Below are 18,780 nucleotides of genomic sequence, written 5' to 3' on the forward strand. Positions count from 1 at the left end.
CCGATTATCAACCCGGGTGGGTCATCGACAGGAGATCGAGTTTCTCGTCGAGCTGCGACTCGGTCAGCTCGCCCCGCTCGATGTACCCGAGGTCGATCACCGCTTCCCGCACCGTGATGCCCTTGGCCACCGAGTGCTTGGCGATCTTGGCCGCCGCTTCGTACCCGATGAGCTTGTTGAGCGGCGTCACGATCGAGGGCGACATTCCGGCGTAGGCCGCGGCGCGATCGAGGTTGGCCTGCAGGCCGTCGATGGTCTTGTCGGCGAGCACGCGCATGGCGTTGGAGAGGAGGCGGATGGACTCCAGCAGGGCGGTTCCCATCACCGGGATGGCGACGTTCAGCTCGAACGCGCCGGATGCTCCCGCCCACGCGACCGTGGCGTCGTTGCCGATGACGCGCGCACAGACCATGAGCGTCGCTTCCGGGACGACGGGGTTCACCTTGCCCGGCATGATCGAGGAGCCCGGCTGCAGATCGGGGATGTGCAGTTCGGCCAGACCCGTGTTGGGTCCGGAGCCCATCCAGCGGATGTCGTTGTTGATCTTCGTCAGCGAGACCGCGATCGTGCGGAGCGCTCCCGACGCCTCCACGAGGCCGTCCCGGTTGGCCTGGGCTTCGAAGTGGTCCTTCGCCTCGACGATCGGCAGCTCGGTCTCCTCCTGGAGCAACGCGATGACCTTCTGCGGGAAGCCGAGCGGCGTGTTGATCCCCGTGCCCACCGCCGTTCCTCCCAGCGGCACTTCGCCCACCCGGGGGAGGACGGCCTGCACACGCTCGATGCCCAGTCGCACCTGTCGGGCATACCCGCCGAACTCCTGGCCGAGCGTCACCGGCGTCGCGTCCATGAGGTGCGTGCGCCCCGACTTGACGGCGTCCTTCCACAGGTCGGCCTTGGCCTCCAACGCCACGGCGAGGTGGTCGAGGGCAGGGATCAGGTCGTCGACGAGCGCCTGGGTGACCGCGATGTGCACCGAGGTGGGGAAGACGTCGTTGGAGGACTGCGAGGCGTTGACGTGATCGTTCGGATGCACGGGCGCCCCGAGGTGCTGAGTGGCGAGGGTCGCCAACACCTCGTTCATGTTCATGTTCGACGAGGTGCCGGACCCCGTCTGGTACGTGTCGACGGGGAACTGGTCGTCGTAGCGGCCACTGGTGACCTCGTCGGCCGCCCAGGCGATCGCGTCGGCGATCGCCGCGTCGAGGGTGCCGAGCTCCTTGTTGGCGAGCGCGGCGGCCTTCTTGATCCGCGCGAGGGCCGCGATCTGAGTGGACTCCAAGCCGCTCCCCGAGATCGGGAAGTTCTCGACCGCGCGCTGGGTCTGGGCGGCGTACAGGGCATCCTTCGGGACGCGCACCTCGCCCATGGTGTCGTGTTCGATGCGGTACTCGGTGTCGGTCATGGCGGTCACGTCCTCGTTTCCTCGTGCGGGTGTGTTGTCAGGGGCCGTTGTGGTGGCTCCGGGAGTCGGGGAGGGTCAGTCGTCGATGCCGACGCTCACCTGCGCGATGGCGGTTCCCTCGCCCAAGCGGTAGTTCGCCCCGACGATGGCCAGGCGGCCTTCGGTCACGGCATCGCTGATGAGGCGCGACGAGGCCATCAGCTCATCGACGGTGTTGCGCAGGTGTTCCCGTCCGACCAGTTCCGCGTCGACCGTGTCGGGTGTGGCGCCCTCGGTGGAGCGCAGGACCCGTCGTACGGCCGGAACGATCTTCGCGATCAACCGCCAGATGTGGGGCGGGAGCTCGGGGGCGTCCAGGGCTGTGGAGTCGATCGCGGCGCGTACGGCGCCACACTGATCGTGTGCCAGCACGATGATGAGCGAGACGTCGAGCACCGCGACGGCGTACTCGATGCTCGCGATGGCGGAATCGGAGACGACCTGGCCGGCATTGCGGACGACGAACAGGTCGCCGAGGCCCTTGTCGAAGATGATCTCGGCCGCCAAGCGGGAGTCGGAGCAGCCGAACAGCACCGCGCGCGGCTTCTGGGCGGCCTCCAGCTCGTGGCGGCGTTCGACGTCTTGGCGGGGATGGCGCGGTTCGCCGGCGACGAAACGTGCGTTGCCGCGGCGCATCTCTTCCCAGACGGTCGCCGGGGCGGGGCGGGGTGCGGTCATGGCGTCTCCTCCCGGAGTCGGCGGATCTGGTCGGTCAATCCCTCTGCGGCGGTCTCGGCAGTCTCGGCCGACATCGACCCGTACACGACCACGGTGTCGGCTCCGGCGTCGGTCGCCAGGGCGTAGCTGAGTCGCGCCGTGCCGGGGAGATCGTAGACGTCCCACTGGATGCCATCGACGGTGGTCGTCCCGGTGGGGGCGAACCCGCCCAACAGGCTTGCGGCCCATTGCTCGTCGGCGTCGAATCCCTGTGCGATCCGGACGAAGCCATCACCCGGTGCATACACCGTCACCCAGGCCCCGGCATCCATCTGTGCCGAGTTGGCGCGCCAGCCCGCCGGCACCTCAGGCACCAGCACGGTACGGTCCAGGGAGGCGGACACCCGAGCGGCAGCGGCGGCGACATCGGCGGGCTCCGGCTCCGGCGGAGTGCCCCGAGGCACACCGAAATAGACGATCGCGACGACGGCGACGGTGACCACGAGCGCGGCCACGAGATTGCGGAGAGTCTGACTGGAGCGGTAGACGCGCGAGGACTCCGCCTTGCGGGCGGCTGTCTCCTCCGGAGTCTCGGGGCGCCCGAGCTCCGCGACGACGCGCGGGCCGGATGCCATCAGGACTCCGCGTCGGCGGCTCGCGCCGCGTCGAGTCGGCGCTTGGCCCCGAGGAGCCACTCCTCGCAACGTGCCGCGAGCGCCTCGCCGCGCGTCCACAAGGTGAGGGATTCCTCGAGCGTGGGGGCGCCCTGCTCGAGCTCGGCGACGACGCGGACGAGCTCGTCGCGCGCCTGTTCGAAAGACAGGTCGGCGATGTCGGCGGTGCCGTCGCTGCTCATGCGTCCATCCTATGTTCCCGCGACGACGTCGCTTTCGATCCGGAGGGAGCGTCGTCGTGGCTTCCGGGGTCCTGCGTCAGCTCACCCGCCGAGCGCGCCGCGAACGACCCGCGCGCCACCGTGACGACCACCTCGGTCCCTGCGGGCGCTTGCGCCGCGTCGCGGACGATCACGCCGTCGTCGACGTGGGCGATCGCGTATCCACGGGCCAGGGTCGCCCCCGGCGAGAGGGCTCGGAGTGCGGCGCGGAGCTCGGCCGTCGTCGCACGCGCGTCGTCCAGTCGCGTGCGCACCTGCTCTCGCCCCCGCGACGCCCACGTCCACACCTCCTGGGCGCGACCGGTCAGCATCGTCTCGGGATCGCGCAGCACGGGGCGGGAGCGCAGCTGTTCGAGCTGTCCGATGTCGTGCGCGACCCGCTGCGAGAGGCGGGTCCCCGCTCGACTGCGCAGTTGTCGGACGAGCGCGCGTTGCTCGGCGACGTCGGGCACGACGCGCTTGGCCGCGTCGGTGGGGGTCGACGCCCGGAGATCGGCGACGTCGTCGAGGAGCGGGTGGTCGTTCTCGTGTCCGATGGCCGAGACGACGGGTGTCTGGGCTGCCGCGACGGCGCGCAGGAGCCGCTCGTCGGAGAAGCCGAGAAGGGTCTGCGGATCGCCTCCTCCCCGAGCGATGACGATGACGTCCACCTCGGGATCGGCGTCGAGTGTCGTCAGCGCGGCGATCGTCTCAGGGACGCAACGGTCGCCCTGCACCGCCGCGTGGATCGTGCGGAACCGGACGTGCGGCCAGCGCAGCTCGGCGTTTCGGTGGACGTCTTTCTCTGCGTCACTGCGCTCGCCCGTGATGAGGCCGATGACATGCGGGAGGAAGGGGAGAGGGCGCTTCCGCGACGGATCGAACAGTCCCTCCGACCGCAGCTGCGCGCGAAGTCGCTCGAGCCGCTCCAACTGGTCGCCGAGCCCCGTGTGGCGCATCGCCGACACTGTGAAGGTGAAGTCACCGGTCTTGACGAAGTAGTCGGGCTTGACGCACGCCACGACTCGATCGCCGACCGCCAAGCGTTCGGGGAGGCGCTGCAGGGTCGAGGCCCACAGGCGGAAGGAGATCACCGCGTCGAGGGAGGAGTCCTTGAGGCGGCCGAACACGTGGCCGCCGCGGACGTTCCAGGAGGTGATCTCGCCCTCGACCCACACCGAGTTCCATCGCTGCACGAAGTCACGGATGGTCTCGTTCAGGCGGGAGACGGAGGTGGGCGCCTGCGGGCTCGAGTCCCGAGGATGCACGGCATCCGGCGGAGCGGCGTCGCCCGTTGCCGTCTCGAACGCGGTCACTCGTCCTCCTTCGCCCGGCGGCTCCGCACGCGAGGTCGCCCCGATCGGGACGTTCAGGCCTTTGCCGACCGGCGACTCGTAGAATCAAGGGGTGAGCACTTCCGCCGTCCCCCTGCCCTTGCCCCGCATTCCCGGGGCCCGTGGGCGGCTCCAGGATAACCCGGTCGCCGGACACAAGAGGGTGCTGTTGGCGGCGCCCCGGGGCTACTGCGCGGGCGTCGACCGTGCGGTCGTGGCCGTCGAGAAGGCGCTCGAGCGCTATGGCGCGCCGGTGTACGTGCGCAAGCAGATCGTCCACAACATTCACGTCGTCACCGAGCTCGAGGCCAAGGGGGCGATCTTCGTCGAGGAGGTCGACGAGGTCCCCTCCGGAGCGCACGTCGTCTTCAGCGCGCACGGTGTGTCCCCGGCTGTCGTCGGTGCGGCCGAAGAGCGGGGGCTCCGCGCGATCGATGCCACCTGTCCGCTCGTGACCAAGGTGCACCGCGAGGCGGTCCGGTTCGCGCGCAGTGACTACGAGATCCTCCTCATCGGTCACGAGGGGCACGAAGAGGTCGAGGGAACCGCTGGCGAGGCGCCGGAGCACGTGACGGTCGTGAACTCGCCGGAGGAGGCCGACCGCGTGGAAGTGCGCGACCCGAGCAAGGTGGTCTGGCTGTCGCAGACGACCCTGTCGGTCGACGAGACGATGGAGACGGTGCGGCGGCTGCGGTTGCGCTTCCCGGAGCTGCAGGATCCGCCTTCCGACGACATCTGCTACGCGACCCAGAACCGTCAGGTCGCCATCAAGAAGGTCGCCCGCGATGCGGACCTCGTGATCGTGGTGGGGTCCGCGAACTCGTCCAACAGCGTGAGGCTCGTCGAGGTGGCACTCGAGTACGGCGCCAAGGCGGCCTATCGGGTCGATTACGCGCACGAGATCGATCAGGCGTGGCTCGACGACGTCGAGACCGTCGGGGTGACCTCCGGTGCCTCCGTTCCGGAAGTACTGGTTCGCGAGGTGCTTGCGGAGCTCTCCGGCGCCGGCTACCGCGACGTCGAGGAAGTGCGCACCGCCGAGGAGGATCTCATGTTCTCCCTTCCGAAGGAGCTGCGTCAGGACGCCGCCGGTCGCCGTGACGAGCGTGCGTTGGGTGGCCGGGGTCGCGCGTGAGCGACCAGGATCAGGCGCCCCCGCCGAGGTACGGGGAGTACGCGACGCCCGAGCAGCAGGCACGCTTCCGTGACGGCGAGGACAGCCCGGGGGCGCCGCGGCAGGCGGAGCCCGCAGGAGCGGGGCGGACCGGATCACCCCTGCCGCGTCCGGCTGCCGGGGGAGTGGCCGAGGTCTCGGAGGCGACCCCGGTGCGCCGGGGTGATCGGTTCGTCACGATCGCACTCCTCGCCTACGGGCTGTTCGTCGTCGTCTCCACGATGGGTCAGCTCATCGACTACGGCGGCTTCGTGAAGACCTGGATGGAGCTCGCCCAGATCGATGCGACCTTCGAGGTCACCGCGTCAGGGCGCGCGTGGGGCATCACGGGCGCCGTGGCCTTCGCCGTCGGGTGGGTGCTCACGGCCCTCGCGTCGTGGCGTGCGATCCGGCGCGGCCGGCGGTCGTGGTGGATACCGATCGTCGGGGCGGTCGTGTCCTTCCTCGTCGTCAGCCTCTGCCTGAGCGTTCCCCTGGTCACCGACCCCGCTCTGATGGGCGAACTGGCCCGCACGCGCTGACGTCACGGGAGACAACTTCCGCTTCATTCGTCACACCAGCCCCACGGGTCTGGTACGGTGACGCTGCGCTCAGGCGTGCGCCCCGAGACCCCCCGAAGGGAGCGAGCAATGCCCCGTGCCCTCCGTCGTCGTGCCCTGACGCTCTCGCTGGCGCTGCTCGCGGCATCGAGCGTGGTGCTCGGTGTCGTTCCCGCGCAGGCCCTTTCCGGCGTCGCCGTGACCACGATCGCATCGAACAACGTCGCGACCGCCTCCACGCCTACCCCTCGGCCCACAACGACCTCCTCGCCGTCGCCCACTCCCTCGCCGACGCCGAGCCCCAAGCCGTTCGCCGCGGTCGGGGAGCCGACGCTGTCGGGCACGGCCACGGTGGGACGCACCCTCCGTGTCGCGCCGGGGACATGGAAGCCCACGCCCAGCGTCTTCAGTTATCAGTGGCTGCGATCCGGCAAGGCCATTTCCGGAGCCACCGCTTCGACCTACACGCTCACCGCCGCCGATGCAGACGCGACCGTCTCCGCCAAGGTCACTGCCACGCGAGACGGCTACGTCACGGCGTCGGCCACGACGGAGGGCAAGAAGGTCGGCCGCGCCTTCACGGATGCGCCCGTTCCCACCATCTCGGGGACGGTCGCCGTCGGCAAGAAGCTCACGGCGAGCCACGCGGCATGGGCGCCGGCACCCGTCACCCTCTCCTACCGCTGGTATCGAGGGTCGAGCGTCATCTCCGGAGCCGACGGCAAGACCTATACCCTCGTCGCGGCGGACGCCGGCAAGAAGGTGTCGGTACGGGTCACCGCGACCAAGAGCGGCTACACGACGGTGACCACGGCCTCCGACGCCGTCAGCGTGCCCAAGGTCCTGACGGTCCCGTCCACTGTTTCCTTCAGCGGCACACCGACGGTCGGTTCCGTGCTCACTGCCAAGCCCGGGACGTGGGGGCCGTCGCCGGTCACCTTCCGCTACGAGTGGCTCCGCGGCGGCAAGACGATCAGTGGTGCCACCAAGAAGACGTACACGCTCGTGTCGGCGGACGCCGGCCACGAGATCTCCGTGCGGATCACCGGTTCCAAGTCCGGGTACACCACTGTCACCCGCACCAGCGGCACGGTAGACGCCAAGTGGGGCTTCACCGCCTCGCCCTCTCCCAAGGTCACGGGAACCGTCGCCGCGGGCCGGCAACTGCGTGCCGATGTCGGGACGTGGAAGCCGGCGCCGACCTTGAGCTATCAGTGGCGCGTCGACGGTTCCGACGTCGCCGGCGCGACCTCCTCCACCTGGACCGTCCCCGAGTGGGCGGCGGGTCGGCTGGTGACCGTCGAGGTGACGGCGAAGAAGAGCGGCTACCTCACCGTGACCCGTCAATCCGCCAAGCGGTCCGCGTCGTGGTCGCTCGGCGACGTGCTGCGACCGGGAACGGCCATGCGCACCGGCACCTATCTCGCTTCACCCAACGGCACGTACCGCCTCACCGTGCAGGGGGATGGGAACGTGGTCCTCACGAAGAACGGCACACCGCTTCGGTCGACGAAGACGACGGGGACGATCGACCCGATTCTCGTCCTGCGCGAAGACGGGCTGCTGGCGGTCTACTCGTCGTCGGACCGGCCGGCGTGGCAGTCGGGCACCACGGGGTACGCCGTGAGCGCGCTGACCCTCGACAACAGCGGGAATCTGCGCTTGGTCGAAGTCGACGGTCTGTGGACCTGGGACCACAAGAAGCTCCCGGTCTACTCCGACGCGACCGCCGCCACCGGCAGCACTCCCGGCCGATACGGCTGGGCCTATCCGATCCGTCCGTCCGCGACCATGACGACGTACTCGGGCCACAGCGGCGACGACTTTCCCGAGCCGACCGGCACCCCCGTCTACGCGATGCGCGGGGGCAAGGCGAAGGTGGAAGAAGTGTGGATCACGTCGGGCTGTCCCTCATGGGCACCCAACAACACCCGCCAGAAGCAGGTGCGTATCACCTCGGTGATCGATGGGACCGAGTTCGAGCTCAACTACGCGCACCTGAGCAAGTTCTCGGTCAAGAACGGCCAGACGGTCAAAGCGGGACAGAAGATCGGTGAGGTCGGTTCCACGGGCTGTTCCACGGGGCCGCATCTCCACCTCGGCGTCAAGGTCGATGGCGTCGCGAAGATCCTCTACCCGCGCGACCTCTTGGGCACGGCCTCGTACTGAGCGACGCCGCGAGGTGGATCGGGGCCTGCCACGCGCGGGGATCACCTCTCCGACGCCGAAAAGACGATGCCGTGGTCACCCCGAAGGGCGCCACGGCATCGGCGTGAGGGGATCAGGACGTGGACTTGCCGTACGATCCGAGCTGCTGAGTCGCCTCGACGACACGGGCGGCCATGGCGGACTCGGCGATCTTGCCCCAGGCCCGCGGGTCGTACGCCTTCTTGTTGCCCACTTCGCCGTCGACCTTGAGGACGCCGTCGTAGTTCTGGAACATGAAGCCGGCCACCGAGCGGGTGAAGGCGTACTGCGTGTCAGTGTCGATGTTCATCTTGACCACGCCGTTGGCCACCGCGAGGGCGATCTCTTCATCCGTCGAACCGCTGCCACCGTGGAACACCAGGTCGAGGGGCTTCGGGCCGGTGCCGAACTTCTCGGCGATTCCTGCCTGGATCTCGCCGAGGAGTTCGGGGCGGAGCTTCACGTTGCCCGGCTTGTAGACGCCGTGGACGTTGCCGAAGGTCAACGCGGCGATCCAGCGCCCCTGGTCGCCCAGCCCGAGGGCCTCGACGGCCTTGGCGACATCGGCGGTGGTCGTGTACAGGGCTTCGTTGGAACCCTCGTGCTTGACGCCGTCCTCCTCGCCGCCGACGACGCCGATCTCGACCTCGAGGATGGCGTTGATCGCCTTGATCCGGGGGAGCAGTTCCTTCGCGATCTCGATGTTCTCATCGAGCGGCACGGCCGATCCGTCCCACATGTGCGACTGGAAGATCGGCTGGCCGCCGTCGGCTACGACCTTCTCCGACTCGGCGATCAGCGGGAGGACGAAGTCATCGAGCGCGGGCTTCGGGCAGTGGTCGGTGTGGAGGGCGACCGTGATCGGGTAGCTCTTGGCGACTTCGTGCACGTAGGCGGCGAAGGCGAGTGCCCCCGTGGCGCGGGCCTTGACGGTGTGGCCGGCGAAGTAATCGGCGCCACCGGTCGTGACCTGCAGGATGCCGTCGGACCCCGCCTCGGTGAGTCCCTGCAGCACGGCGTTGACGGACTGCGAGCTCGCGGCGTTGATCGCGGGGTAGGCGAATCCGCCCGCCTTCGCACGATCCAGCATCTCGGTGTACTGCTCAGGGGTTGCGACGGGCATGACGGCTCCTCGGTCATAAATGCGGCGGTGATTCCTCGGTCACTCTAGCGAAGCACACTCCGCATCGACGCGCGGGCCGCCAGGAAAAGCCCCCGCGGCGCGAGGTCTTCATGACTGGCAAGAAACGCGATTCCTTCATGTCGCCGCACTCGAAAAACGCGGATCAGCGTGCGGCGGCCGCGTAGTCTGAGCCCATGGTGAGCCTGACCGCGGACATGAGTCCGCTGCATCCCGACCGCAACCTCGCTCTGGAACTGGTGCGCGCGACGGAGGCGGCGGCCATTCGTTCCGTACCCTTCATCGGCCGCGGTCAGAAGGAGCTCGCCGACGGCGCGGCGGTCGATGCGATGCGGGCCTTCTTGTCCACCGTGAACTTCGACGGCGTGATCGTAATCGGCGAGGGGGAGAAGGACAACGCCCCGATGCTCTTCAATGGAGAGCACGTCGGCACCGGACGCGGCCCGCAGTGCGACATCGCCGTCGACCCCATCGACGGCACGACGTTGACGGCGGAGGGGCGCAACAATGCGCTCTCCGTCCTCGCCGTCGCCGACCGTGGTGCGATGCTCGATGCCTCATCGGTCTTCTACATGGACAAGATCGTCACAGGCCCCGCGGGGGTCGGGGTGATCGACATCCGCCTTCCCGTCGCCGAGAACGTCCACCGGTTGGCCAAGGCGCTGGGAAAGCCCGTCGACGAGATGGTCGTCTCGGTGCTCAATCGTCCGCGGCATGCGCGGCTGATCGAGGAGATCCGGGCCTCCGGTGCCGGCACCCGGCTGATGAGCGACGGCGATGTCGCCGGTGGGATCAATGCGGCGCGTCACAACGCCCGGACCGACATGTGCATCGGCATCGGCGGCAGTCCCGAGGGGATCGTGACGGCCTGCGCCATCAAGGCCTTGGGGGGACACATCCAGGGCCGCCTGTGGCCGCGCGACGACGAGGAGAAGCAGCGCGGCATCGACGCGGGGCTCAAGCTCGACGATCACGTGTACGAGGCCGACGAGATGGTGACCGGCAAGAACACGATCTTCGTGGCGACCGGGGTGACCAACGGTGAGCTCGTCGCCGGCGTGCGGCGCGAAGGAGACTACGTCTACACCGAGTCGGTCGTCCTCCGCGGCGCGTCAGGGACGCTGCGGCGCATTTCGTCGGAGCACCTCACCTCGAAGTGGCTGTGACCTGATCGAGACGGATCCGCCACGCGGGACACCATCGGATGGAGGCTGTTCACAGCCCCCTCTGGCAGAATGGTGAGCGGTGTCATCGGCGACACGTCGCCCTCCACATGACTTGGGAGTCTTGATGTCCGCAGCAATGAACAGTCCGAAGACCGGTCAGATCGCGGTACCCATCGACCCCGCCCGCCGCCCCGACGTGCTGCTGCGTCGTCGACTTCCCGAAGACCACCAGGTGAGCGCGTGGTGGATGATCGGCGCGTTCGTCGCGGTCTCTGCCGCCGTGGTCGGCCTCATGAACTTCTTCCCGGGCGGCTGATCTCGTCCAAGCGGTCACGCAGTTCACCCACGTCGGCGCTGGTTGTCTCGGCGCTGGTGGTCGCAGGGTCGATGAACTCGGGCGCCGTGAGCCGCCTCGGAGAACTCTCGATCGCGGTCGGAGTCGCCGTTGCGTCGAGCTTGGTGGCATCGATGCCGGGAAAGCGCCGCGCGCTCACGAGCACGCGAGATTCGAGCGCACCGGTGAGCTTGTTGTAGCTGTCGACCGTTCGCTCGATCGCGCGCCGCAGATCGTCGGTGTGCCGGACGAGGCCGCCGAGGCGCTGATAGAGCTCGTTCCCGAGGTCGAAGAGCCGGCGCGCCTCATCGGACACGTCTTGCTGGGTCCAGGTGTAGGCGACGGTCTTGAGCACGGCCCACAGGTTGACCGGCGACGCCAGCACCACGCGGCGGGTGAACGCATAGTCCAACAGTGAAGGATCCTCGTCGAGCGCGGCGGCCAGGAGCGACTCGCTCGGGATGAAGCACACGACGAACTCCGGACTCGACGACAGCCCGGACCAGTAGCTCTTCTTCGCGAGCGCGTCGACGTGGGAGCGTACGGCCTTCACATGCCGATCCAGGAGGGTCTTGCGACGGGTGCCTTCGGCTCCGGTCGCCGTCACCGGGATCTCGCTTGCCTCCAGATACGCATCGAGAGGAACCTTGGCGTCGACGGCGAGGGCCTTGTCGCCGGGGAGGCGCACGACGAGGTCGGGGCGCCCCGCTCCCGCGTCGGACGTCACCGATGCCTGGATCTCGAAGTCGACGTATCGCGTGAGCCCAGCCGACTCGACGATCCGCCGGAGCTGCGTCTCGCCCCAGACTCCGCGTGCCGAGGTCGATCGCAGGGCGCCCGACAACGACTCGGTGCTCGCGCGCAACTGCTCTCCCTGCTCGTGTGCCCGCCGGAGCTGTTCGGCGAGCGAGCCGTACTGCTGCTGCCTCTCGCGTTCCAGGTGGTCGACCTTCTGCTGCATCGCCTGTAGAGCGTCGTTCACCGGTGCGAGCGCGCGCAAGACGTGCTGCTCCCGGCGCTCCCGTTCGTCGCGCATCGCCTGGTCTGATCGTGCCTGCGCCGCGAGCTCCCGCGTCACCTCGCGCTGCTGATCGAGCTGTGCCGTCAGCGCGGCCCGTTCCGCCTCGGCTGCGGCCAGTCGTGCCGCCGTGGTGGTGCGATCCGCCGCAGCCCGCGCCGTGGCGCGCGCGGCTCCGCCGAGCCAGCCTGCCGCGACCCCCACGAGCACGCACATGAGGCAGGCGACGAGGAGGAGCGTGTCGTTCATGGAGCCATCCTCCTCGGAGGTTCCGACATCGCCGCGTCAGGCGACCGCGGGCACGTCGGAAAGCGTGGGCGTCCGCTCCGTGACCGGCACCTGCGGCACGCGCAGGCCGAGGATCATCGCCAGCTCCACGGCGTCTGCGGCCCCCGCCCGGGCGGCGGCGTCGATGACGATGTGCGCGCAGGCGATCGCATCGGCCAGGGCGTCGTGATGCGCGAAGTCGAGGTAGCCGGCGGCGGCCGCGGCAAGCGGAAGGCGGTACGACTCCAGTTCGTAGGTCTTGCGCGCGACCTGCAGGCTGCACAGGTAGCGATACGCGGGATGCAGGTCTCCCGTGGCTTCACAGGCCCGACGCAGCACCGTCATGTCGAATCCGGCGTTGTGTGCCACCAGGACGTCGTCGCCGAGGAAGTCGCACAGATCCGGGAGCTGAGCGCTCCAGCTCTTCGCGTCGACGACGTCTTCGGCCCGGATGCCGTGAATGCGCGTGTTGATCTCGAAGAATCGATCGTGGCCCGCCGGCGGGCGGATGAGCCACCCCGCCGTGGCGACCACGCGGCCGTTGCGCACGCGCGCAAGCCCCACGGAGCACGCCGACGCGCTCGAGGAGTTCGCCGTTTCGAAGTCGATCGCGGTGAAGTCCAGGGGCACGTCCCCAGACTCACCCCGCGTCCGGTTCGCGTGAGGAAGGCGCGCCGCGAACTCTTGCGGCGGACGCCCGCTCGGCCCCACCGACGCGCGCGAGCGTAGGGTCGGGACATGAGCGATGCGCAGGATCTCTCCCGGTCGTTCGGCCGCGCCGCCGACGTCTATGAGGCGGGTCGCCCGGACTATCCGGTCGAGGCGGTGAGGTGGATGCTCGAACCCGTCGTCGGCATGGCACCGGTTCGCGTCGCCGACGTCGGGGCCGGGACGGGCAAGCTCACCCGGGTCTTGCGGGGCCTCGGTGCGGGCGTCGTGGCCGTCGACCCCGACCCGGCGATGCTGGCGGCCCTCCGAACCGCCGTCCCGGGCGTGACCACGCTCGTCGGGAGTGCGGAGGCATTGCCATTGCCGAGCGCGGGGGAGGGCGCAGGCGCGCTCGATGCGGTCGTGCTCGGGCAGGCGTGGCACTGGGTCGACCCCGCCGGCGCGTCGATCGAGGCCGCCCGGGTCCTCCGGCCGGGTGGTGTGCTGGGGCTCGTGTGGAACCTGCGGGACGAGCGCGTGCCCTGGGTCGCTCGGCTGACCGCGGTCATGAAGGGCAGCCACGCGGAGGAGCTCTTGGCTCACGGCGGTCCAGAGGTGAGGCCGCCGTTCGCGGGTCTCGAGGAGGAGCGGTGGTCGTGGGAGCGCCCCATGACGCGCGCCGCTCTGACGGCCATGGTGCGCTCGCGCAGCTATGTGATCACGGCCGGGACGGCGGAACGCTCGCGCATCGAGGCCGAGATCGCGGAGCTGTTCGACGAGATCGGTGCGGTCGGCGACGCGGAGGTGTCGCTGCCCTATGTGACGCGAGCCTTCCGTGCCCGCACGCCCGGGCGCGGAGAGGGCAGGGAGCCCACGTAGACTGACATCCCGTGGCTCTTACCATCGGAATCGTCGGTCTCCCCAACGTCGGCAAGTCGACGCTCTTCAACGCCCTCACCAAGAATCAGGTGCTGGCGGCGAACTATCCGTTCGCCACGATCGAACCCAACATCGGCGTCGTGAACCTTCCCGACCCGCGCCTGGAGACCCTGGCCGGCATCTTCGGCTCTGAGCGGATCCTCCCCGCGGCGGTCTCGTTCGTCGACATCGCCGGTATCGTCCGCGGGGCGAGCGAAGGCGAGGGTCTCGGCAACAAGTTCCTCGCCAACATCCGGGAGGCCGACGCGATCGCCCAGGTCGTTCGCGGTTTCGCGGACGGCGACGTCGTGCACGTCGACGGCAAGGTGGATCCCGCTTCCGACATGGAGACGATCAACGCCGAGCTGCAGCTGGCCGACCTCGAGACGCTGGAGCGGGCGATCGTGCGGTACGAGAAGGAGGTCCGCGGGAAGAAGCTCGATCCCGTCGTCCTGTCCACCGCGCAGGAGGCGCTGGAGGTGCTGCAGCGGGGTGAGCTCCTCTCGGCGTCTTCCCTCGACCTCGCGCCGATCAAGGAGCTCGGTCTGCTGACGGCCAAGCCCTTCATCTTCGTCTTCAACGTCGACGAGTCGGTGCTCACTGACGACGCCCGTCGCGCGGAGCTGGCGGCGCTCGTCGCCCCCGCCTCCGCGGTCTTCCTCGACGCCAAGATCGAGTCGGAGCTGATCGACCTCGATCCCGAGGACGCGGCCGAGCTGCTCGCCTCGACCGGTCAGGACGAATCGGGGCTGGACCAGCTCGCGCGCATCGGCTTCGACACCCTGGGTCTGCAGACCTACCTGACGGCCGGACCGAAGGAGGCCCGCGCCTGGACGATCGGCAAGGGCTGGAAGGCGCCGCAGGCAGCCGGAGTGATCCACACCGACTTCGAGAAGGGCTTCATCAAGGCGGAGGTCATCTCCTTCGACGATCTCGTCGCCGCCGGGTCGGTCGCTGCGGCACGCGCGGCAGGCAAGGCGCGCCTGGAAGGCAAGGACTACGTCATGCAGGATGGCGACGTCGTGGAGTTCCGCTTCAACGTCTAGTCGGATGCCGGTGCCGGATGCGGCAACAGGCCGGGCCCGACCCGACCGGTGGAGGAGAGCATGACTGAAGAAACCCGCGCGATGCTGCGTTCGCTTCCCTCCCTCTCCGGCACCGCACCGTCGTGGGACGTGGACGACCTTCCCGGCGAACCGGTGAGTCTGTTCCTGGCCTGGCTGGACGGCGCCCGCCGCGCCGGGGTTGCCGAGCCGCACGCGATGACGCTGTCGACCGTGGACGAGAGCGGCGTCCCCGACGCGCGGGTGCTCGTGCTGAAGGACGTCGATGACCGTGGCTGGGCGTTCGCGGGCACGCGGTCGAGTGCCAAGGGCCGCCAGCTGGAGGCCGCGCCGCACGCGGCGTTGACCTTCTGGTGGCAGCCGCTCGTCCGCTCGGTCCGTGTGCGAGGTCGCGTCGTCGCGGCCCCGCGCGAGGAGAGCGTCGCCGACCTCCGTGCGCGCAGCGCGACCGCTCAGCTCGGGGTCGATCCCGACGACTGGACCTTGTGGCGTGTCGTGCCGACACGCGTCGAGTTCTGGCAGGGCTCCGCGGACCGCCGTCATCTCCGGGTGGCCTACACGCGCGACGGCGACGACTGGACTGCGCAGTCCTGACCGCGCCGGGTGACGCGGGTTGGTTCCGCGCCGCACCTCGGACTAGGGTCCCTCGAGTGCACCACGAGATCGCGCTCCCCGACGGCATCTGCCTCCGCTCACTCGCCCTCGCCGACGCGGCCGCTGTGTCGGAGGCGTATCTGCGGAACCGCGCTCACCTCGAACCCACGTCGCCCACACGCGACGAGACGTTCTTCACCGAGGAGGGGCAGCGCGCGGAGATCGAGCGCGGGCTCGCGGATGAGCGGGCAGGGGGAGGAGTGCCGCTGGTGCTGCTCGACGCGGACCGGGTCATCGGTCGCGTCACTCTCTCGGGCATCGCTCGCGGCGCTTTCCAGAGCGCGAACCTCGGCTACTGGATCGATGCCGAGTATGCCGGGCGCGGGCTGATGACCGCAGCGGTGAAGGCGACGGTCGCGCTGGCCGCCACCGCCATCGGTCTCCACCGGATCCAAGCCAGCACGCTGGTCGGCAACGGCGCGTCGCAGGTGGTGCTGCGTCGCTGTGGGTTCGAACGGATCGGCATGGCTCCGGAGTATCTGCGCATCGCCGGCCGCTGGCAGGATCACCTGCTGTTCCAGCGGATCCTCAGTAGCTGAAGGGTCGGACGCTCAGCGCACGGTGCGGCGAGCCCGCCGGCGCGCGAGTGCGCCGTGGGCACGCAGCAACTGCGGCATCGCGAGGTAGACCGCGACCGGAACCACGATGGCGGTCAACACGAGCGCGCGGAGGACGATCGGCCAGTTCTCCGTGAGGGGGCTGATCGCCGTCATTCCGAGCGTGACGAGGGGGAAGATCGCGAGCCAGGTGAGGAACGCCCGCACGTGGATGCTCGGCATCGGCGGGGGAGTCGGCATCGCGGTCGGCGAGGTGGCGCCCTCGGCGGACGGAGCGAGAGGAGACGACGGAGACGTGGGATTGTGCATGAGGGCTCCAACTAACTGGTTGGTTCGACTATTCCGAGCATAGGGCTCGGGCAGACGCGAGGCAACCGAATAGTTGGAAAGCGGTACACTCCGGTCATGGCACGCGATACGGCACGCACGCGCCAGCTGCTCCTGGAAGCGGCGACGGCGGAGTTCAGCGAACACGGGTTGTCGGGTGCGCGCGTGGACCGCATCGCGGAGCGGGCGACGGTGAATAAGGAGCGCATCTACCAGTACTTCGGGAGCAAGGACGGGCTGTTCGACGCGGTCGTCGCACATGAGCTCGGGCTGGCCACCGCCGACGTCCCGATCCACGGGACGGGTCCCGAGGCGATCGGCGACTATGCGGCTCGCCTGCTCGATCACGTGTCCGCCCATCCCGAGCTCCCACGTCTCATGGCGTGGGAGGGGCTCGTCCGTGGCGTCGAGGTGGCCGCGCTCGAGCGTCGCCAAGCGCACTGCCTCGACAAGGTGGCCGCCGTCCAGGCCGCTCTCCCGGGCGTCTCTCGTGAGGCAGCCGGAGGATTGCTCCTCTCGATCGTCACGCTGACCGACGGCTGGCACGTCTTCCCGCAGTTGGCGAAGCTCTTCGTCGGCGAGGGGGAATCCGCCGCTCGCGCGCGCCGTGAGCATGTGCGGGCACTCGCAACTCACCTCGCCGCGGAGATCCAGGAAGCATCGGGAGCCGGACGGGGCGACGAGGGGAGCGCTCGATGAACCGCTCGGAGGGGGAACAGCCGGGTCGCGGACCACGCCGCGTCCTCGCCATCGTGTGGCTGACAGCCGCCGCCATCGTTCTGGTCGCCACCGTGCTCTGGGCGCCGCTGGTGCAGGCGACCGCGTGCCCTGCGGGCACCACGGCCGACTCCTGCACGTCCTTCTGGTTCGCTGCGTCGTCGTTACCCGCGATCCCGATGCTGTGGCTCTCCGTGGTCGCCGCGACGGTGCTCCTCGCCGCCGTCCTCACCTGGCTGAGCCGCGCTCGGGTCGCTAGCGGCACTGCGCAGCCGACGCAACCCCCTTCGCCGGCCGAGTCTGCGCCCTGAACGTGGGGGCATGACCACCGCAGCCGACTTCTCCGACCGCTTCCCCCACGACGACCAGGCCGAGAGCACGGAAGAGATTCCGCAGACGGACCTCCCCTCGTCCACCGCCCAGCCGGAATCGCAGGGTGAAGACCCGTTGATCGCCGATATCGGCGAGGAGGGGGAGGGTGACCTCAGCCCCGAAGACCTGACCGACCCCGCCGATCCGGATGACGGGCCGCGCGATCTGCGCACCGAGGTCCCCGACACCTCCGACGCGGAGGGCGACGCATGAGGGCCCTCACCTGGCAAGGACGGCGGCGCGTCGAGGTGCAAGAGGTGCCGGATCCGCGAATCCTGGAACCGACCGACGCGATCATCCGTGTCACGTCCACCGCGATCTGCGGTTCCGACCTTCACCTGTACGAGGTGTTCGGCCCGTTCCTCGACCGCGGTGACGTCCTCGGTCACGAGACCATGGGCGTCGTGGAGGAGGTGGGCTCGGCGGTGCGATCGCTCGCGCTGGGCCAGCGGGTCGTGATCCCGTTCACGATCGCGTGTGGACAGTGCTTCATGTGCGTTCGCGGCCTCCAGTCTCAGTGCGAGACCACTCAGGTGCGCGAGTACGAGTCGGGGGCGGCGCTCTACGGGTACACCAAGCTCTATGGACAGGTTCCGGGTGGCCAGGCCGAACGATTGAGGGTCCCGCTCGCCGATGCGAACGCCATCCCCGTCGGCGACGATCTTCCCGACGACCGGTATCTGTTCCTCAGCGACATCCTGCCGACGGCGTGGCAGGCCGTACAGTACGCCCATGTCCCTGAGAGCGGCACGCTCGCCGTGGTCGGGCTGGGTCCGGTCGGACAGTTCGCGTCTCGCATCGGCCGCTACCTCGGGTACGACGTCGTCGGGATCGATCCGGTGCCCGAGCGCCGGGCGATGGCCGAGCGACAGGGCGTCCGTGCCATCGATATCGACGACCCGGTCGAGGATGTCCGGGGCGCCACGTGGGGTCGCGGGGCGGATGCCGTGATCGACGCGGTCGGAATGGAAGCTCACGGCAATCCGGTCGTCAGCGCCGCGCATCACGTGCTCGGCGCGCTCCCCGACGCCCTCGCGCAGCCGCTCCTGCAGACCGCCGGTCTCGATCGGACGGCGGCTCTTCTCAGTGGTGTCGACATGGTGCGGCGCGGAGGAACGCTCTCGATCAGCGGCGTGTACGCGGGGGAGGCCGACCCGTCGCCGATGAAGACCCTCTTCGACAAGCAGGTCGCCCTGCGGATGGGGCAGTGCAATGTCCGGCGCTGGACCGACGTGCTGATGCCTCTCGTCGAGGCGCCGGAGGATCCGCTCGGCACCGAGGATCTGGTCACTCACCGGCCGCCGCTCGGACAAGCCGCCGAACACTACGAGCTGTTCCAGAAGAAGGAAGACGGCTGCATCAAGGTCGTGCTCGACCCGTCGGCGTGATCG

The 18,780-nt window shown here is 69.2% G+C and carries 22 protein-coding genes; 13 read left to right on the forward strand and 9 right to left on the reverse strand.

From position 1 onward, the window contains the following. Positions 1 to 7: 7 nt before the first annotated feature. The 5 genes from QM591_RS13725 to xseA form a co-directional block, all read right to left on the reverse strand. Entirely contained in the window at positions 8 to 1,402 is a 1,395-nt protein-coding gene (locus tag QM591_RS13725) for a class II fumarate hydratase (RefSeq protein ID WP_415133056.1), read from the reverse strand. Positions 1,403 to 1,477: 75 nt separating this feature from the next. Then, positions 1,478 to 2,119 carry a carbonic anhydrase gene (locus QM591_RS13730; RefSeq protein ID WP_415132986.1) on the reverse strand — a complete coding sequence of 214 codons (642 nt, stop codon included), beginning with the start codon at positions 2,117 to 2,119 and terminating at the stop codon, positions 1,478 to 1,480. After that, on the reverse strand, positions 2,116 to 2,733 hold the full coding sequence (locus QM591_RS13735; RefSeq protein WP_415132988.1) for a DUF4245 family protein: 618 nt from the start codon (positions 2,731 to 2,733) through the stop codon (positions 2,116 to 2,118). The genes QM591_RS13730 and QM591_RS13735 overlap by 4 nt, the downstream gene beginning before the upstream one ends. Then, on the reverse strand, positions 2,733 to 2,954 hold the full coding sequence (locus QM591_RS13740) for an exodeoxyribonuclease VII small subunit (protein WP_415132990.1): 222 nt from the start codon (positions 2,952 to 2,954) through the stop codon (positions 2,733 to 2,735). Before QM591_RS13740 ends, QM591_RS13735 begins: the two co-directional genes overlap by 1 nt. Beyond that, positions 2,951 to 4,288 carry an exodeoxyribonuclease VII large subunit gene (gene xseA, locus QM591_RS13745; protein ID WP_415132992.1) on the reverse strand — a complete coding sequence of 446 codons (1,338 nt, stop codon included), beginning with the start codon at positions 4,286 to 4,288 and terminating at the stop codon, positions 2,951 to 2,953. The genes QM591_RS13740 and xseA overlap by 4 nt, the downstream gene beginning before the upstream one ends. Before the next feature lie 118 nt (positions 4,289 to 4,406). Here xseA and QM591_RS13750 point away from each other — a divergent pair, with 118 nt between their 5' ends. The 3 genes from QM591_RS13750 (at position 4,407) to QM591_RS13760 (ending at position 8,188) form a co-directional block, all read left to right on the forward strand. Continuing rightward, positions 4,407 to 5,441, forward strand: coding sequence for a 4-hydroxy-3-methylbut-2-enyl diphosphate reductase (locus QM591_RS13750; protein ID WP_415133058.1), 1,035 nt, complete (start codon positions 4,407 to 4,409; stop codon positions 5,439 to 5,441). Then, complete coding sequence (locus QM591_RS13755; RefSeq protein ID WP_415132994.1) at positions 5,438 to 6,001, forward strand: DUF6264 family protein; 564 nt, start codon at positions 5,438 to 5,440, stop codon at positions 5,999 to 6,001. The genes QM591_RS13750 and QM591_RS13755 overlap by 4 nt, the downstream gene beginning before the upstream one ends. Before the next feature lie 108 nt (positions 6,002 to 6,109). Further along, a complete protein-coding gene (locus QM591_RS13760) occupies positions 6,110 to 8,188 on the forward strand; it encodes a peptidoglycan DD-metalloendopeptidase family protein (RefSeq protein ID WP_415132996.1) in 2,079 nt (692 codons plus the stop codon). Positions 8,189 to 8,300: 112 nt separating this feature from the next. Here QM591_RS13760 and fbaA read toward each other — a convergent pair whose 3' ends face one another. Continuing rightward, positions 8,301 to 9,329, reverse strand: coding sequence for a class II fructose-bisphosphate aldolase (fbaA, locus tag QM591_RS13765; protein WP_415132998.1), 1,029 nt, complete (start codon positions 9,327 to 9,329; stop codon positions 8,301 to 8,303). Between the two features lie 194 nt (positions 9,330 to 9,523). Here fbaA and glpX point away from each other — a divergent pair, with 194 nt between their 5' ends. Both glpX and QM591_RS13775 read left to right on the forward strand, forming a co-directional pair. Further along, complete coding sequence (gene glpX / locus QM591_RS13770) at positions 9,524 to 10,513, forward strand: class II fructose-bisphosphatase (protein WP_415133000.1); 990 nt, start codon at positions 9,524 to 9,526, stop codon at positions 10,511 to 10,513. A 136-nt stretch (positions 10,514 to 10,649) separates the two neighbouring features. Then, complete coding sequence (locus QM591_RS13775; protein ID WP_415133002.1) at positions 10,650 to 10,829, forward strand: UDP-N-acetylmuramyl pentapeptide phosphotransferase; 180 nt, start codon at positions 10,650 to 10,652, stop codon at positions 10,827 to 10,829. On the opposite strand, the gene QM591_RS13780 is transcribed toward QM591_RS13775, so the two are convergent. Together QM591_RS13780 and QM591_RS13785 are read right to left on the reverse strand one after the other, a co-directional pair. Then, positions 10,804 to 12,114, reverse strand: coding sequence for a DNA recombination protein RmuC (locus QM591_RS13780; protein WP_415133004.1), 1,311 nt, complete (start codon positions 12,112 to 12,114; stop codon positions 10,804 to 10,806). The genes QM591_RS13775 and QM591_RS13780 overlap by 26 nt on opposite strands. 36 nt (positions 12,115 to 12,150) lie before the next feature. Further along, entirely contained in the window at positions 12,151 to 12,762 is a 612-nt protein-coding gene (locus QM591_RS13785) for a 3'-5' exonuclease (protein WP_415133006.1), read from the reverse strand. A gap of 108 nt (positions 12,763 to 12,870) precedes the next feature. Here QM591_RS13785 and QM591_RS13790 point away from each other — a divergent pair, with 108 nt between their 5' ends. Genes QM591_RS13790 through QM591_RS13805 form a run of 4 tightly spaced genes read left to right on the forward strand, consistent with a single transcriptional unit; the run spans position 12,871 to position 15,955 of the window. After that, complete coding sequence (locus tag QM591_RS13790; protein WP_415133008.1) at positions 12,871 to 13,659, forward strand: class I SAM-dependent methyltransferase; 789 nt, start codon at positions 12,871 to 12,873, stop codon at positions 13,657 to 13,659. Between the two features lie 11 nt (positions 13,660 to 13,670). Further along, a complete protein-coding gene (gene ychF, locus QM591_RS13795) occupies positions 13,671 to 14,744 on the forward strand; it encodes a redox-regulated ATPase YchF (protein ID WP_415133010.1) in 1,074 nt (357 codons plus the stop codon). A 60-nt stretch (positions 14,745 to 14,804) separates the two neighbouring features. Continuing rightward, complete coding sequence (locus QM591_RS13800; protein ID WP_415133012.1) at positions 14,805 to 15,356, forward strand: pyridoxal 5'-phosphate synthase; 552 nt, start codon at positions 14,805 to 14,807, stop codon at positions 15,354 to 15,356. A 56-nt stretch (positions 15,357 to 15,412) separates the two neighbouring features. Next, positions 15,413 to 15,955, forward strand: a complete 543-nt coding sequence (locus tag QM591_RS13805; protein WP_415133015.1) for a GNAT family N-acetyltransferase — start codon at positions 15,413 to 15,415, stop codon at positions 15,953 to 15,955. A 12-nt stretch (positions 15,956 to 15,967) separates the two neighbouring features. Here the strand turns inward: QM591_RS13805 and QM591_RS13810 are convergent, their stop codons facing one another. Further along, positions 15,968 to 16,282, reverse strand: a complete 315-nt coding sequence (locus QM591_RS13810; protein WP_415133017.1) for a hypothetical protein — start codon at positions 16,280 to 16,282, stop codon at positions 15,968 to 15,970. Between the two features lie 96 nt (positions 16,283 to 16,378). Between QM591_RS13810 and QM591_RS13815 the strand changes: the two genes are divergently transcribed. The 4 genes from QM591_RS13815 to QM591_RS13830 are packed head-to-tail and all read left to right on the forward strand — an operon-like array spanning position 16,379 to position 18,777. Continuing rightward, positions 16,379 to 16,999: a TetR/AcrR family transcriptional regulator gene (locus tag QM591_RS13815; protein ID WP_415133019.1), complete on the forward strand. Its 621-nt coding sequence runs from the start codon at positions 16,379 to 16,381 to the stop codon at positions 16,997 to 16,999. Further along, positions 16,996 to 17,328 (forward strand): hypothetical protein, encoded by a 333-nt coding sequence (locus tag QM591_RS13820; protein WP_415133021.1) that lies wholly within the window; start codon positions 16,996 to 16,998, stop codon positions 17,326 to 17,328. Before QM591_RS13815 ends, QM591_RS13820 begins: the two co-directional genes overlap by 4 nt. A gap of 10 nt (positions 17,329 to 17,338) precedes the next feature. Then, positions 17,339 to 17,602, forward strand: coding sequence for a hypothetical protein (locus tag QM591_RS13825; protein ID WP_415133023.1), 264 nt, complete (start codon positions 17,339 to 17,341; stop codon positions 17,600 to 17,602). Beyond that, positions 17,599 to 18,777, forward strand: coding sequence for an alcohol dehydrogenase catalytic domain-containing protein (locus QM591_RS13830; protein ID WP_415133025.1), 1,179 nt, complete (start codon positions 17,599 to 17,601; stop codon positions 18,775 to 18,777). The genes QM591_RS13825 and QM591_RS13830 overlap by 4 nt, the downstream gene beginning before the upstream one ends. Positions 18,778 to 18,780: the final 3 nt, after the last annotated feature.

The sequence above is a fragment of the Microbacterium sp. genome (assembly GCF_047607225.1).
Lineage (GTDB): Bacteria > Actinomycetota > Actinomycetes > Actinomycetales > Microbacteriaceae > Microbacterium.